At 45.2% G+C, this 14,555-nt stretch carries 18 protein-coding genes and 1 rRNA gene; 2 read left to right on the forward strand and 17 right to left on the reverse strand.

Annotated elements, in window-relative coordinates:
* Positions 1-256: 256 nt before the first annotated feature.
* The gene (locus BLS14_RS30925) at positions 257-1,537 is read right to left on the reverse strand and encodes an HD domain-containing protein (protein ID WP_063567542.1); all 1,281 of its coding nucleotides are present in this window, start codon (positions 1,535-1,537) and stop codon (positions 257-259) included.
* Positions 1,538-1,856: 319 nt separating this feature from the next.
* On the opposite strand from BLS14_RS30925, the gene BLS14_RS30930 reads away from it, so the two are divergent.
* The gene (locus tag BLS14_RS30930) at positions 1,857-2,111 is read left to right on the forward strand and encodes an AbrB/MazE/SpoVT family DNA-binding domain-containing protein (RefSeq protein WP_024633700.1); all 255 of its coding nucleotides are present in this window, start codon (positions 1,857-1,859) and stop codon (positions 2,109-2,111) included.
* 290 nt (positions 2,112-2,401) lie between these two features.
* Here the strand turns inward: BLS14_RS30930 and rsmI are convergent, their stop codons facing one another.
* The 13 genes from rsmI to BLS14_RS30995 all read right to left on the reverse strand — a co-directional run bounded on the left by rsmI (position 2,402) and on the right by BLS14_RS30995 (position 11,962).
* The gene (gene rsmI / locus BLS14_RS30935) at positions 2,402-3,283 is read right to left on the reverse strand and encodes a 16S rRNA (cytidine(1402)-2'-O)-methyltransferase (protein WP_063567541.1); all 882 of its coding nucleotides are present in this window, start codon (positions 3,281-3,283) and stop codon (positions 2,402-2,404) included.
* On the reverse strand, positions 3,284-4,063 hold the full coding sequence (locus tag BLS14_RS30940) for a tRNA1(Val) (adenine(37)-N6)-methyltransferase (RefSeq protein WP_063567540.1): 780 nt from the start codon (positions 4,061-4,063) through the stop codon (positions 3,284-3,286).
* Between the two features lie 85 nt (positions 4,064-4,148).
* Positions 4,149-4,517, reverse strand: a complete 369-nt coding sequence (gene yabA, locus BLS14_RS30945) for a DNA replication initiation control protein YabA (protein ID WP_024633697.1) — start codon at positions 4,515-4,517, stop codon at positions 4,149-4,151.
* Between the two features lie 28 nt (positions 4,518-4,545).
* Positions 4,546-5,346: a PSP1 domain-containing protein gene (locus BLS14_RS30950; RefSeq protein WP_024633696.1), complete on the reverse strand. Its 801-nt coding sequence runs from the start codon at positions 5,344-5,346 to the stop codon at positions 4,546-4,548.
* A gap of 117 nt (positions 5,347-5,463) precedes the next feature.
* Entirely contained in the window at positions 5,464-6,435 is a 972-nt protein-coding gene (holB, locus tag BLS14_RS30955; protein ID WP_063567539.1) for a DNA polymerase III subunit delta', read from the reverse strand.
* Between the two features lie 9 nt (positions 6,436-6,444).
* A complete protein-coding gene (locus BLS14_RS30960) occupies positions 6,445-6,888 on the reverse strand; it encodes a YaaR family protein (RefSeq protein WP_024633694.1) in 444 nt (147 codons plus the stop codon).
* A 263-nt stretch (positions 6,889-7,151) separates the two neighbouring features.
* Positions 7,152-7,481 (reverse strand): cyclic-di-AMP receptor, encoded by a 330-nt coding sequence (locus BLS14_RS30965; RefSeq protein ID WP_017691391.1) that lies wholly within the window; start codon positions 7,479-7,481, stop codon positions 7,152-7,154.
* 62 nt (positions 7,482-7,543) lie between these two features.
* Positions 7,544-8,191 (reverse strand): dTMP kinase, encoded by a 648-nt coding sequence (gene tmk / locus BLS14_RS30970; protein ID WP_063567538.1) that lies wholly within the window; start codon positions 8,189-8,191, stop codon positions 7,544-7,546.
* Positions 8,175-8,363 carry a hypothetical protein gene (locus BLS14_RS32885; protein WP_063567537.1) on the reverse strand — a complete coding sequence of 63 codons (189 nt, stop codon included), beginning with the start codon at positions 8,361-8,363 and terminating at the stop codon, positions 8,175-8,177. The genes tmk and BLS14_RS32885 overlap by 17 nt, the downstream gene beginning before the upstream one ends.
* A gap of 57 nt (positions 8,364-8,420) precedes the next feature.
* The gene (locus BLS14_RS30980; RefSeq protein WP_063567536.1) at positions 8,421-9,113 is read right to left on the reverse strand and encodes an LrgB family protein; all 693 of its coding nucleotides are present in this window, start codon (positions 9,111-9,113) and stop codon (positions 8,421-8,423) included.
* Positions 9,083-9,511, reverse strand: a complete 429-nt coding sequence (locus BLS14_RS30985; protein WP_079697640.1) for a CidA/LrgA family protein — start codon at positions 9,509-9,511, stop codon at positions 9,083-9,085. The genes BLS14_RS30980 and BLS14_RS30985 overlap by 31 nt, the downstream gene beginning before the upstream one ends.
* 95 nt (positions 9,512-9,606) lie before the next feature.
* Positions 9,607-11,436, reverse strand: coding sequence for an aminotransferase class I/II-fold pyridoxal phosphate-dependent enzyme (locus BLS14_RS30990; protein ID WP_090955703.1), 1,830 nt, complete (start codon positions 11,434-11,436; stop codon positions 9,607-9,609).
* A gap of 340 nt (positions 11,437-11,776) precedes the next feature.
* Positions 11,777-11,962 carry a sigma factor G inhibitor Gin gene (locus BLS14_RS30995; RefSeq protein WP_024633689.1) on the reverse strand — a complete coding sequence of 62 codons (186 nt, stop codon included), beginning with the start codon at positions 11,960-11,962 and terminating at the stop codon, positions 11,777-11,779.
* Positions 11,963-12,557: 595 nt separating this feature from the next.
* On the opposite strand from BLS14_RS30995, the gene BLS14_RS31000 reads away from it, so the two are divergent.
* Positions 12,558-13,082, forward strand: a complete 525-nt coding sequence (locus BLS14_RS31000; RefSeq protein WP_063568461.1) for a hypothetical protein — start codon at positions 12,558-12,560, stop codon at positions 13,080-13,082.
* Between the two features lie 188 nt (positions 13,083-13,270).
* Here the strand turns inward: BLS14_RS31000 and BLS14_RS32890 are convergent, their stop codons facing one another.
* The 3 genes from BLS14_RS32890 to rrf form a co-directional block, all read right to left on the reverse strand.
* Complete coding sequence (locus BLS14_RS32890; RefSeq protein ID WP_176854896.1) at positions 13,271-13,411, reverse strand: hypothetical protein; 141 nt, start codon at positions 13,409-13,411, stop codon at positions 13,271-13,273.
* A 322-nt stretch (positions 13,412-13,733) separates the two neighbouring features.
* Positions 13,734-14,171, reverse strand: coding sequence for a hypothetical protein (locus BLS14_RS31005; RefSeq protein WP_079697642.1), 438 nt, complete (start codon positions 14,169-14,171; stop codon positions 13,734-13,736).
* A gap of 291 nt (positions 14,172-14,462) precedes the next feature.
* Positions 14,463-14,555, reverse strand: a 5S ribosomal RNA gene (gene rrf, locus BLS14_RS31010); the annotation flags it as partial.

Genomic DNA, 14,555 nt, shown 5'->3' on the forward strand with positions numbered 1-14,555 from the left:
TAACTATTACTAAATTGGATCATGTTTTTTTTATATTTCTTTCATTGTTTGTTGAGCACAACATGTAGAACGAACAAGTTCCTTCATATCTATATGTGCTCATTTTTAGGCAATCGGGTTGTATTCTAATTACTTTGATTACAAAATTATGTCGATCTACATGTACTCTCCATTAAAGCAGATTACTGTATCATGAAAAATAGCTCTTTTCGAAAGCTTTTTTACATCATGATTCTTGAACAGCATTGCGCATCATTTAATGGGAGAAATAGGGGCGTATATGGGACGGTAATTCATGAACAATCGCATCCACCTTATTCTGCGGATAATACAAATGATGTTTTCCGCGATGAAGACCACTGATTGAACGGACAATGTCGGACACCTCTGACAACTCATGTAACTTGTCTTGCCGATCAAGCAGCAAAATCTGCTTGTCCGTGGATTCATCCGGACGAAACACATCATACGGATTATCCGTTGGAAAATCAATTTCTAGATCATACTCGGGATTGAGACCGGCTACAGTGAAGGCTTCCCGAATCTCTTCAATCATGTTTACGTCGATCTGTTCAATCTCTACATACTTATATAATTTGCGATCTATAAATCGTTCGCATAACTCACTTAGAACAGTATCGTCCTCTTTGCGCCACTGCATAAATGCCGTCTGAATCAAAGCTTCGTCCAGTTGTAAATATTCATCCACCGATAGATCTCCAGCGAATAACTGGGGTAGTGGATCAATCATGAAGCGGAATTTGAAACCTTGCTGTATGAGACTTTTTGCCCGCTTAAATATTTGCCGCAATATAATTTCCGAACTTCGGGTAACCGGATGAAAGTAAATTTGCCAGTACATCTGGTACCTGGACATCAAGTAATCCTCCACGGCGTGCATGCCCGACTCCTTGACCACAATTCGTCCGTGATATGGACGCAGCATACGCAAGATACGGTCAAGGTCAATCGTCCCATAGTTTACACCTGTAAAGTAGGCATCCCGAAGCAAGTAATCCATGCGGTCCGCATCGAGCGGACTGGTAACCAAATTAACGACAATAGGTTGCTCATACGTTTTTTGAATAACAGAAGCCACTTTCTCGGGAAAATCAGGAGCATACCGTCTTAAGATCGCCCCTACTTCGGTATCACCTGTAATGATCCGACAAGTCCAATCCTCATGATTCATATCGAAAGCTTCTTCTATAGAGTGAGAGAATGGCCCATGTCCAAGATCATGGAGCAATGCTGCACAAAGGGCTACTGTTTTTTCCTCCTTTGGCCAATCTGAATAGTGACTTCTTTCGAATTGGGAAATAATCTTACGTGTAATTTCGTAGACGCCCAAGGAATGTGAGAAGCGGCTGTGCTCTGCACCATGGAAAGTAAGAAACGAAGTTCCCAATTGACGGATTCGGCGTAAACGTTGAAACTCGGGCGTGTTGATCAACTGCCATATAATCGGATCTTGCACATGGATATAATTATGTACCGGATCTTTAAACACCTTTTCTTCCGTTAAACGCTGTTCCATGTCTATTCACTCCTTTAAAATATCGTTTGTATTTGTCGCTTTTCAGTATAATACCACCAAGGATTCGACAGGCTTTGACGAATCTTGTCGAATAAGGTAGTTTTGTCGTTTTCCAAATCGACAAAGATGACATTGATGTTTAAATACGAAAAATGGCTTCCAATCCCTTACCACTCGTAATCTTATCAAAAACAGCCTTTATTTTAAGCTAATTTTAAGGTTGACTGTTTTGGGAATCGTTGGTATGATGAGTATCATAAAACATAAAATAATGTCGAATAATGACAATGATCGTTAGCTGAGAGGAGCACTGATTATAATGATGAAATCAACAGGTATTGTAAGAAAAGTGGATGAACTGGGACGGGTAGTTATTCCAATCGAATTGCGCCGTACGCTCGGTATTGGTGAAAAAGATGCTCTTGAGATCTATGTTGACGGCGAGCGCATCATGTTGAAAAAATACGAACCAGCTTGTATCTTCTGTGGCAATGCAGAGAACGTTACTTATTTCAAAGGTAAAATTGTTTGTAACGAATGTATTTCCGAAATCCCTGCACCTGTGACAAAATAAGAAATATCAGGTATAATGGTCTTATTAAATTGTTATTTCTAACCTTTTTATATTCCTTGATCGCCTTCCCGGTGTGAACCCCACCGCTGGAAGGTATTTTTTTGCTTTATTATTGGTTTTCATTACCCAAAAAATCGAGCTACGAGTCTGTTCAACTCCAAAAAGAAGAGCGGTGACGTTCGTAATATATTTTTTCTCCGCTCTGCTCGTTTTCATATTCCATTAAGGTTGGATCTAAGGTCCCTTAAAGTTTATGTTCCCTATTCCAGCATATTTTTGTTGATTCGTTATTAAATTAAAGCGTTATATACATCTCGTTTCGTCAAACCTCGATCCGTTGCCGTTTTCTTCATCGCATCTTTACGACTAAGTCCTTCATTCTCATAATGGCTCACATGATCCTCCAAGGACAGCAGTTGCCACCAGGCTTCCCGCTCCGCCTTACGCTCTTCTTCCCTGATACCTTCTACAAGCAAACAATATTCCCCAAGTGGCGGATGTTCCTCAAGCCATTCTATGCACTCTTGGATACTGCCTCTTGCGAACTCCTCATGACGTTTCGTCAGTTCACGTGCCAGTACGATCGACCGATCACCCAGAATCTCTTCGAGATAGGCCAAAGTTTTACGAATACGGTGAGGGGACTCATAAAATAGCAACGTACCGTTGGACTCATTAAAAGCTTCCATCACTTTTCGCATGTCTTTTTTCTCCCGCGGCAAAAAGCCGCCGAATGTGAAACGCTCCGTCGGTAAACCAGATACGATCAGAGCTGATAACGCGGCATTGGCTCCAGGGATGGGAATGACCGTAATTCCAGCTTCAAGCGCAAGTTTTACAAGATCGGAACCAGGGTCCGAAATGGCCGGCAGACCGGCATCACTGACGAGTGCCAAATTTTTTCCTTCTATTATATAGCGTATGAGTTCAGGCCCACTAGCTCCCTTATTATGCTCATGGTAACTGAACAACATCGATGGTGTAATTTCAAAATGGGTAAGCAGCTTTCGGGTCTGACGTGTGTCCTCCGCTGCAATGATGTCACAGCTCTGCAATGTTTTAATTGCTCGAAATGTCATATCGTCCAGATTACCGATTGGTGTTCCTACCAAGTATAGTTTACCGGCACCACCCGACTGCTCCGCGTAGCTCTTCTGAATATGCAATGTCATCTATAACCCTCCTTCCGTTGTTCGTTGTGCATGCTGCGCACCGTAATATATGTCCATGATTTCTTCGCAGTATTTCCCTTCTTCATTGTAAACAATCAGTGGTGGAAGCATGCGTACCTCCGGTTTCCCATCCTTGAGCGCTTCAATCAACACCATATTGGCTTCCAAATGAGCACGGGGATGTACCATCCGAATCCGCTTTGGTTCAAGTTTGTACTCACGCATCAGAGTGATGATCTCTCCTAAACGCTGCGGACGATGAACCATGGATACTTTACCGCCATTGCGCACCAGTCGATTACAGGCCTGAATGACTTCCTCCAGCGTACACCCGATTTCATGGCGTGCCATTGCCTGATGAGTGTTCATCTTGAGGTCACTTCCATTCAAGGGCATATACGGAGGGTTAACCGTTATAGCATCGTATACAGCATGGCCCGTTTCTTTCACGAGTTCACGCAAATCACCTTCATGGATCGTAATGGATTCTTCCAATGCATTCAGTTGAACGCTGCGACGTGCCATATCTGCCAATCGCGGCTGAATTTCAATGCCTTCCAGACTCGCCTGCGTTCGTGTGGTCAACAGAATGGGAACAACCCCATTGCCTGTACACAAATCAAGCACACGACCCCGTTTCGGTACTGAAGCAAATCGGGCCAACAATACGGCATCCATCGAAAAACTAAACACTTCATCACTTTGAATAATCTTCAAATCATGAGAGAGCAAATCGTCGATTCGCTCCGAATCTTGCAATTTTACTGATATTTCTGTCATATGATACACTCATCCTCCGGTACTCTATATCTCAGACAAGGTTCTTAACCTTGAAAAAAAACCGTAGGGGATCCCTACGGCCACTTCATTTATTCAAAAAAGACAGGCAGAACAGACAATCGCCTTCCGTCCGCAAATGTCCATAATAGACATTGCAGATATGGAATCCTTCGTGATACAACCGAGCCAGATTATCATATCCTTCACCTACAACATCTTCACCAGTAGCTGGACCCGCAGGCCTTGCTACCGGAGCGAGCGCCGATGCGATGGGCAAATCTGCCGGGGCCTCACGCTTCAGCAGTTTGCGTAACTGCTCATTCTCGATGGTAAGCCGCTGATTATCTTCAAGCAGCTCTTTAACAATCATTTTTAACTCTCCTAAATCACTGTGCAACTGACCCAATTGGGTTTCCATTTCATGAATGTGCGTAAACAGATTTTTCTTTTCCAAGTTTCCACCCCGAAGCAACCTTTATGGTTTACTTGATAACGACGTCATCCAGCGGAAGTTCTTTGACTTTACTGATGTCGAACAGTTGAACATGGACTGTGCGATTACCGGCATTGATGCCGACAACTTTTCCTTCACCCAAAGAGGTGACGACCAACTTGCCTACAGCCGGCAATTCTTCTCTCACACTTTCATAGTTATCATGCTCAAATTTCAGACAACACATGAGTCTTCCGCACAACCCGGAAATTTTCGTCGGATTCAGTGACAGGCTCTGATCTTTAGCCATCTTGATTGATACCGGCTCAAAGTCTCCCAGCCAGGAAGAACAACATAATACTCGGCCGCAAGGTCCGATCCCTCCAAGCATCTTTGCTTCATCACGTACACCGATCTGTCTCAGTTCGATCCGTGTCCGGAAAATGCTTGCCAGATCCTTGACCAGCTCCCGGAAATCCACTCTTCCTTCAGCTGTAAAATAAAAAATAATTTTATTGCGATCAAACGTAAATTCCACATCGACCAGCTTCATTTTGAGGCCGTGGTCTTTGATTTTATTTAAACAAGTACCGAATGCTTCTTTTGCTGCACGCTTGTTCTCATCTACGACACGGGCATCTGTCTCGCCCGCCACCCGGATGACCTTTTTGAGCGGCAACACCACATCAGACTCGCCTACTTCTTTCTTGCCGACGACAACCTTACCGTACTCTACCCCCCGCGCTGTCTCCACGATAACGCAGTTTTCTTTTTCAATGGGAAGGTCCAGGGGATCGAAGTAATAAATTTTGCCCGCTTTTTTGAAACGGACACCCACTACACTGTACAAAAAATTAACCCCCTCGTAAGCCAATCCCACTTCGTCTGAAGCCCTGTCTTCTTAGGGAACCCGCCGAAGTTATAACCGTTTGCATATGATTGGAACAAAATCTGTCCTCTCCCAGTCTTATGCCAAACCGATCAAAAATTGCTCCAGACAAAGCTGGCCATTGACATTGAAACGCAATTTTTTTCTGCATGCTGCGGCCATATCCATGTAGGAAACCCACTGCTCGGTGCTGCGGGTATGGGCCAACTGAGACAGCATGTCCAACTGATCTATAAAAACGATATGTTCATGCCTACCATACTGGACATACAGCATATCCCTGAACCATAAATGGAACAGGCTAAGCATCGTATCCAGGTGTTCTGAGAGTCCGGTTTTAAAAAGCTTCTGCTGTGCAGAGATCAATGATGTACTTCCTCTACCCAGGGACTCCTTCCCTAATTGTAACATTACGTTTCTAATTTCTGCAAACCAATTCTGCTGGAGAATTTCTCTACATGCTTCCAGTCCTGACGCTAAATGGACGGCAGAGCGAGCCAGATTGGCAGGGTGCCCTTCCGCAATCAGCGATTGCAGCATCTCTTCCGGATTCAGAGCACTGAAAGGAACCAATTGAGAGCGTGAACGAATGGTGGGCAGCATCGCCTGTCCATTATCCGTAATCAAAATGCCTACCGCGGGCACCTGAGGTTCTTCCAGAAACTTCAGCAAACTGTTGGCCGCTTGAACAGTCATTTTCTCGGCCTGTTCAATAATATATACTTTGGGATGCCCCGCCTCTGAACGGTACGAAAAGATACGCTGCAGATCCCGAATTTGATCAATTTTAATGTTATTCCCATCCGGTGCAAGCATGGTTAGATCCGGATGATTTCCATGTTCCACCTTACGACATTCAAGACACTGTCCGCAGGCATCATCTTCAAGCTCTGTACAGAATATTGCTTTGGCAAATGTGATCGCCGTCTGCAATTGTCCACTGCCGGATGGTCCGCTAAACAAATAGGCATGACTTATGGCATGACGTCTCAAACTGCTCTGTAACATCTGCTTGGCTGCCTGCTGACCCATAATTTGTTGAAAGGACATACTTCCTCCTCAGAAGCTTAAATTAATAAGCATTCCCCGAATTTCTCCTACTTGCTGTAACAACGTAATCTTGCCTTCCTCTGTTTCCAAAAGCTCATCAGCCATAGATAATAAGGCAGAGTCAATCTCATCAATTAACTTGTAACGCTTCCCTCTTCCCCGACGATCCCATCCTCGCGTCTCTTTCATAGACACACCACGACGAACCGTTTCCTCCAGAAATCTTTTTACAAGCTGCTTGTATGCTTTCAATTCACGAATGGTCATGGAACGAGACAAACGGTCACCCTGCATCTGGATCTCACTTAATCGGCGGGTAAGTTCAGCCTGTGATGCCCGTTCACCCTGGTGATTCATCATATCAGAGAAATTTTTGGATTGAACCGGTTTGGAGCCGGAATCGGAAGAACTGAGTCCACTCTGCATCGGTCGGAATCCAGGATTGATTTTCATGGAAACGCCTGCTTTCTACCTTAAGTAGGCCAATCGCCCATCAGCACAGTGCGCGCTGCGCCTGTGCGTGGAGGAGACCTTATATATGTGCTAGATCATACTCTATATATAATAGTAGTTAAATATCACCACATGGATCTATTCGTTGTTAGTCAACCTCTGTCCGAAATAAGATCTTCCCTGATCGAAAAGTTTATCCGGACAGAGAACGCGATTCTTGATTACAAGAAGGACCCTCAATAGGATTTATGGGAATTGCATCATTAAAAGTGTTCGAATCGATCTACCGGAAGAACAAACACGGTAGCTCCACCTACTTGAACTTCGACAGGTAGCGGCAGGTAAGAGTCGGTTGTTCCGCTCATCGGAGTGACTGGAGTCACGAGCTGTTCACGAACCTTACAGCTGCTGCGAATGACGTTCATTACGGATTCGACCTGACCATCATCGACACCGATCATAAACGTCGTGTTGCCTGCCTTCAAAAATCCACCGGTACTGGCCAATTTCGTAGCCCGAAAATTTGCTTTGACCAATGCGCTGGATAATCGGTTGCTGTCTTTATCCTGTATAATCGCAACAATCAGTTTCATCCTGCATAACCTCCTTCAGATAATAAGCACCTTGTGAAATGCCCTGTCTATATATTAGACAATTACTCGTCAAAATCCTTCAAAATCCCTGTCTCAAGCGACAAAATCATTGCTGCTAAGACCTCATCTTGCTTTTGAGAGGCATCGATGACTTTGATCCTGTCAGGAAACTGTTCCTTCAGTAGAAAATAGCCTTCACGCACTTTGCGGTGGAACTCCAGACTTTCGAGATCCAGGCGGTTAACTTCACGTCCATCGTGTGCATCAATGCGGGCGAGCCCTGCTTCAGGCTCGATATCCAGATAGAGCGTAACATCTGGCATCAGTTCACCTATTGCAAACCGATTGATGGCCCAAACATTCTCTACACCAAGACCACGAGCGTATCCTTGATAGGCCAGACTGCTGTCGACAAATCGGTCACAGATAACGGTCTTCCCTGCCTTCAATGCAGGCTCCACCTTCTCTGCCAGATGCTGACTTCGTGCAGCTGCATAGAGCAGCGCTTCGGTTCGTGCATCCATTGCCGTATGAAGAGGATTGAGGATGATGGCACGTATTTTCTCCGCAATTTCAATCCCGCCAGGTTCCCGAGTAACTACATATGGTATACCCTGTTCTTCAAAGTAAGAACCTAGCTTACTGATCATCGTTGTTTTGCCGGACCCCTCTCCCCCTTCCAACGTAATGAATTTACCTCTGCCCTGCATATGCTTCCCTGCTTTCTATATCGATAATTGCTCCTAATTGTGCTGCGATAACTACAATCTCGATCTTCTCATACTCCAGACTATGAATGAGCCCGCCCAGAGGTGTATGTTCATGATCAATCCGTAGATTGTTTCGAGTTTGGTACAAGCTTCTTATTATAATACTATACATGATCCCGCGTTAACGGTCAGCTATTCTCCAATATTTCCGATAAGGCACATAGCCTGATCAGCCGTAAATCAACCATACCCATAGAGGGAGCATGACAGAGCCGGCAATAGCACTGACAATCATCGATACGGAACTCAGCGCTACCGCATTTTCTCCATACTCAAAGGATCTTGCCATACCCAATGCGTGGGAAGCCGAGCCGAGTCCGATCCCATACGCATTTTTGCTGTTTACTCTGGCCCATTTTAAAATCATGGGTCCCAATAATATCCCCGAAAATCCGGCTATCATCACAAATAACGAAGTGAAGGATGAATTTCCTCCCACCTGATCAGCCAGTTGAATGGCAACGGGTGTCGTAATGGATTTGGGCAATAATGCGATAACGATATCTTGCGGATAACCGAGCAGCAGCGATATGGCGGCCCCTGTGGACATACCAACGATGCTTCCACCCAAGGTCCCCCCTAATATCGGGATAATATTCCGTTTCAGTACATCAAGGTGTTTCGCCAAAGGGAATGCCAGGGAAACTACAGCCGGCCCCAATAACTCCTGTATCCATTTGCCACCAAGCATGTACGTATCGAGCTTAATACCGGAAATGATCAGAATCAGTACAATTACAGTCGTTGCCGTCAAGACGGGCATAAGGATCGGCCACTTCAACCTTCTATATAAATGAGTCGCCGGAATATATATAGCCACGGTCAAGGCAATCATTCCGATTCCGAGGATGAATGCGAGCATGAGATCGCCTCCTTCTTACCTTGATGCGTCGATCTCCACGCCATGAGCCATTCACTGATTTTCGCAGACAACAGACAAGTAATTAATGTACTAATGATTAACCCCAGAACAAGCAGCAGCGTATTGGCTCTAAAAAAATCAAAATGATTGATAATGCCCACCGTGGGAGGGATAAACAATAATTGCAAATTCGATTGAAGCCAGGATGATCCTTCTTCGCCCCAACTTATTCTGATCCATCCCAGTTGAATGACGATGAATAGAAGCAGCATCCCGACAATACTTCCTGTTAACGGCAGATGCAATACAGCCTGAATCAGGTTTCCTATCCAATAAAACCCGTACATCAGTATGACTTGCAGGACTATTCCCGTATATTTTTTTAGCGGAATATCCAAAGTTTGTTCCCTTCTTTCTTATGTCCAGACAACAATGATGTCTTAACTTGTTTGAGCATTTTGCATAAAATCCAAAGCGTGTCTTCTAAACTCAATTATTCCCTGATGATTTTCAATGATTGCAGCGAAGTATCCGATACGCCGTGGAACCTGGCTCCTTCATCTCTCAGTAGCTTAATACGTGATATCATGGCCGCACTTATTCGCTCACCAGCGTACACAAGAGGTATGCCGGGCGGATATGGAATGACCATCTCCGCAGAGCGAAGACCTACACATTTATCAATGGATACCTCTGTTGTATCCTCTTCCATAATCGGCTGCAACGTAAACGGGATAGGCTCCGAAAAAGGAGTTCCTTCTTGAAAATTGTTCCACGTGGAAATATAATTTGCAGAATCTTTTGTAAAACGCTGTGATTGCTCACCAAGAGATTGGCTCTGCTCCTGTTCAAGGCTGATTTGGCGTAAAGCCTGCAACAGGTGCTCGGCATCGCGCAGCGTCGAGCCCAGGCTAAAGAGCAAGACGACGTATCTTTCGTCGCTCATTTCGGGCACGCAGCCGCATACTTCCAGCTGCTGCTGCAGCCCATAACCGCTCAGCACCCCTGTGCCGTCATAAATGACGGCCTTGAAAGGGTCCTGAGCGGTGTATCCCGCGGCTGAAGGCAACGCCGCCGCGGGCAGAGCTTCAGGCCGCCCCGGTGCACCGGCGGCCTCGGACTTACCGCCAGTTGCCGGCTTCGCCCCGGCTGGCGGCTCTTGCTGCAGCAGCTGCCCCGGCTGCAGCAACTGAAAGCGCGGCAGCTCCGCAAGGCCGCGCTTAAAGGCGTCCACGGCGGCAAGCCCCGCCGTGAAGGCACTCGCGCCCTGCGTATGCAGCAGGCGGCGCGCCAGATCAAGCGAAGCCATCACCGGGTACGATGGGCTTGAGCTTTGCACCATAGCCAGACGCTGACGCAGCAGGGACCGGTTTAACCGTGGTCCCTGAACGTGTAGCATGGCTCCCATGGTGAAAGCAGACAGCATCTTGTGGGTCGACTGCACCACACCGTCTGCTCCGCAGGACAGCGCAGAGGCTGGCAGCTCCGGATGCTGCCCATAATGCGCGCCATGCGCTTCATCCACGAGCAGCGGCATGCCTGCCTCATGGCACACCTCAGCAATGGGCTTCAGATCAGCGCCCATGCCGTAATAATTGGGCAAAGTCACAAGTACTCCCTTTGCCTCAGGATATGCTTGGACAGCGGCCTGCACCGTCTCAAGCGACGGCATCACCGCAAGTCCACTCGCTGGATCAACCCATGGCTCCAGGAATACAGCCCTTGCGCCTGCCAGCATCAACCCGTGAATGACGGACTTGTGCACATTACGCTGTACCAGTACAAGACTATTAGGTTCATTACATACGGTCAGCAGCAAAGACAAATTACCAGAAGTACTGCCTCCGACAAGAAAGAAGCTCTCCTCTGCTCCAAAACAATCCGCTGCCAGCTGCTGTGCCTCCAATATAACCCCTTCTGGATGATGCAAATCGTCCGTCCCCGAGATTTCCGTTACATCCAGCCGCATCATCTCCAGAAACGCACTCACCGGTCCAACATCTGCTGCAGATGCGTCAGTTCCATTCCCAACATGATTCGTCAGCCCGTAAATTTCATTGCCATACCTCTCTTCCTCAGCTTGTCTGAAGCAATCCTCCCCATCAGTTACTGACCGTCCCAAACTTTGTTTTCCTTTTGCCTCACCCTCATTACGGTGAATTTCACCGGCTTCCCCATCTAACTGCTGCTGGTCCGCTTGCTCCAGTAACCTCCGATAGACTTGTCCGTTCTTGTGCCCAGGTACATGAAAAGAACGCTGCCCTGAATCACGATACGCAAGCAACGCTTCATATAAAGGTGCGGTATTTGATTTATGCTCCATTGAATAATCATCCTGTACATTCATAAATTTTGATATTGTTCGTACCAATGCTCTCTCTATACAACAGACCTCTCCAAGCATGTTTCTATCCTACGATCTGCTGTATTCAAAACGTGTAGGTAAAGCACTTCTCCTTTCATTATATCAGGAATTGTCCAGCCCCCGTGCAAACCACCGTTTCCACCGATGCAGCAGCATCATATCCAGTTACCCCATGGGTGCTTATCATGTCCATTTTCCCCTTCTTATTTCCCTGATAGAAACAGAAAAAGGCCCCTAGGGCCTCTATGCACATTGATACAAATCAATGTGATGTTTCACTAATATGATTTAACGCTCTTTATGCGTTCTTTTGCACCCAAATCTGCTTCATTTGATGAATAAAATAATTGTACTTGGCATCCTGTGCATCCGTATGAACCATTTCTGCTTCGCAAGCGTCACATATAAATTCAGATACAATAAAAATGCCTTCTCTTTTGGTCTGTTCGCAGATAATGCATGTGTGTTCGGCGTGTCCTTCCATCAACCATCCCACCTTGTTTTACGTATTACTATCAGTATTGCACAGTTTCTATTATTTTAAACCTTTTCATAGTGCTTTCTTTCTATAAAATATATATATTCGCCTACCCCTCTATGGGTGTCTGTACCGAAAACAAACAAAAGAAAAATGCCATTCGTTCTATACTTCAGCCAGACAGCCTGCATTTGTTTGCCTTTCTCCTTACCCTATAACGTAGCTAAAACCTCGCAGACCCGCAATTTCTTCTATTATATGAAAAGCATGAATGGACAGTCATTACAAGAAACATCCCCGCACTTCATTGTATTTCCAATGTGATTACCTCCTCCCCCTACAGCTATAAAAAACTTATATTCTATAATCTTAAAAAAACTTGGATTTTCAGCCGATATATAATACATCACCATTCAGAACCTGACAGCCAGGTCGTTCAAAGGTATACTTGTATATGATTAATCTACTTCCATATCTTGTACATCAATCTGGAGTCCATACAAGGTTCATATATGTAACTCTGCGTCATCCATTTCCTTATTTATGAAAACGAATACCTATTACAAATGAACGTGATCCCAGAAGGAGGATTTGTAATCGTATGATCGCCGAACCGGAGAATAAAGCAACCTTTTATCAATACCGGCTTCTGAAAAAAAAGGCCATTGCCCGCAGCGTAATCTTTAGCTATCTGTCTTTGCCTGTCATTATGCTTTTGTTTAATCTGTTAGCATTCTCCTGGACCGGCCTCTTCTACTTTATCCTGGCAGGACCGATCACACTATGGATTCATTATGTCATTGCCAGAACCATATTACTGCTGGTCCGTACCTCCTATGCACGTCGTTGGCGCTGGAACCTCAAAATGCCTTGGTTCGGCTATATTCCAGACCAACATTTCAGCTACCGCATGTTCGTCCGGGTCCACCTCAATATGAGCTGGATTGGGCTATGTATCATTACCGTCTGTTTAATATGGTCACCCTTGTCCTTCACCCTATCGTTGATTTTCTGGCATCTGTGGCTGCTTGTACCACGTCTATATGTTGTACTTGTTCTTTCACGCGAACGTAAGGACGGGCTTATCAAATTAAATGAACAAGATGTCTCCTACTACCTGCAATAATTGTTCTTCTATCCTTTACCTATAACCTTGCCTAACGCAATGTATAGTTGAAACCAGTAATACATAAAACGCTAAAGCTCATCCATACCTTCTATTCAAACTGACGCAACCACTCTTATGACACTCTTCCTTGATTACTGCGTCATGCTTCCAAACCTTAAAGGTTATCCACAGTGGATAACCTTTATTTATTTCACCTCTCTTTTTCCCTTATCCACAGCATGGGTATAGTTAAAACGGTTATCCCCAACGCAGTACATCCATTTCCGTTCTGCCACGTCCAAGCTAGTTGAATACCTTTTCTGATATTGAGTACGTAGTAGGCTCATAATCGACCTCCTTTCGATATCTTCCCCCCTCTTCTATGTTTACTTGCTCTATAGACGACTGATACCAGCCTCTACAGGCACCTACTATCTTTGCTATCTATGCCTCATGTCTACTGTGTGAGTGCTGTAAGCCTGCCTCTCTACAGCTCCTGGTTAAGTCACCGCCAAAAGAAAACCTCCGAACGATCCATTGCTCATCTAATATGATTCATGACAGACAAAAATAAATACAAAAAGCCCCCGATCAGAGATCGGGAGCTTTACTATCATACGGACCATTACACCGTTAATTGTCGAACCATTACATCAAAACACAACTCATTCAGTCATCATCATCAAGTGATTTTACTGTCGTCTGGGCAGCTTCACTTTTCGGAACCATCACCGTGAAGAAACCATCATGTACAGCTAGATGTACAGTATGCCCTTCTTTAGCAAATACACGTAGGGAACTTGAGTCATTGGAAGTACTCTTGGCTTGCTTTTCTGTCCATCCCCAGCTCTTAATCTCGTCTAGATACACCTCAGGAATACTAGTGCTCTCACTAATACCAGATAGCGTATATCGAACATAATCCATATCCGAATTGTTTTCAGACTGGTCAGATTTATTCGCCACTTTAGGAACCGGGAAACCCTTCTCGTTTACCGCTCCTTCATAAGAAGTCCATGCAGATCCTGCTTCACCGCATCCTACAAGCACGCCTATCAGGCCGAGCAAGAGAAACGAATGAAGAACTAGTCTTCGCCAACTTATCACACACACCCTCCTTTTCACAGCTGCACATTCCAGCTCTGTGGTCAGGTACTTTTAGCATATTTAACATAGTCCTATTATACTGGTTTCGAATGCGTTTTCCGTAACAAAAATGTTACCTTCATTTCAAGACTTTTTTAAGTCATTCATTTACCCTCTTTTGAAAGTCAATCCACCCTCTATTTATATCAGCTTCCAAAGCAAGAATTAAATCCATCTTCAACTAGCTATTCCTTCATTTTTGCTTATAAACAAATAAAAACCACCACCGAATAACATCGGCAGTGGTTCTTTGCTTGGCGGCGTCCTACTCTCCCAGGACCCTGCGGTCCAAGTACCATCGGCGCTAGAGGGCTTAACGGTCGTGTTCGGGATGGGTACGTGTGG

The organism is Paenibacillus sp. OK060 (assembly GCF_900101205.1).
GTDB lineage: Bacteria > Bacillota > Bacilli > Paenibacillales > Paenibacillaceae > Paenibacillus > Paenibacillus marchantiae.

Coding starts and splice junctions, on each gene's coding strand:
- BLS14_RS32890 (WP_176854896.1), bottom strand. CDS start 13,411: ATGAGCCTACTACGTACTCAATATCAGAAAAGGTATTCAACTAGCTTG.
- holB (WP_063567539.1), bottom strand. CDS start 6,435: ATGTCCTTTCAACAAATTATGGGTCAGCAGGCAGCCAAGCAGATGTTA.
- BLS14_RS30960 (WP_024633694.1), bottom strand. CDS start 6,888: ATGAAAATCAATCCTGGATTCCGACCGATGCAGAGTGGACTCAGTTCT.
- BLS14_RS30980 (WP_063567536.1), bottom strand. CDS start 9,113: ATGCTCGCATTCATCCTCGGAATCGGAATGATTGCCTTGACCGTGGCT.
- BLS14_RS30940 (WP_063567540.1), bottom strand. CDS start 4,063: ATGACAGAAATATCAGTAAAATTGCAAGATTCGGAGCGAATCGACGAT.
- BLS14_RS30930 (WP_024633700.1), top strand. CDS start 1,857: ATGATGAAATCAACAGGTATTGTAAGAAAAGTGGATGAACTGGGACGG.
- tmk (WP_063567538.1), bottom strand. CDS start 8,191: ATGCAGGGCAGAGGTAAATTCATTACGTTGGAAGGGGGAGAGGGGTCC.
- BLS14_RS30925 (WP_063567542.1), bottom strand. CDS start 1,537: ATGGAACAGCGTTTAACGGAAGAAAAGGTGTTTAAAGATCCGGTACAT.
- BLS14_RS32885 (WP_063567537.1), bottom strand. CDS start 8,363: ATGTATAGTATTATAATAAGAAGCTTGTACCAAACTCGAAACAATCTA.
- BLS14_RS30990 (WP_090955703.1), bottom strand. CDS start 11,436: ATGGAGCATAAATCAAATACCGCACCTTTATATGAAGCGTTGCTTGCG.
- BLS14_RS30965 (WP_017691391.1), bottom strand. CDS start 7,481: ATGAAACTGATTGTTGCGATTATACAGGATAAAGACAGCAACCGATTA.
- rsmI (WP_063567541.1), bottom strand. CDS start 3,283: ATGACATTGCATATTCAGAAGAGCTACGCGGAGCAGTCGGGTGGTGCC.
- BLS14_RS31000 (WP_063568461.1), top strand. CDS start 12,558: ATGATCGCCGAACCGGAGAATAAAGCAACCTTTTATCAATACCGGCTT.
- BLS14_RS30995 (WP_024633689.1), bottom strand. CDS start 11,962: ATGGAAGGACACGCCGAACACACATGCATTATCTGCGAACAGACCAAA.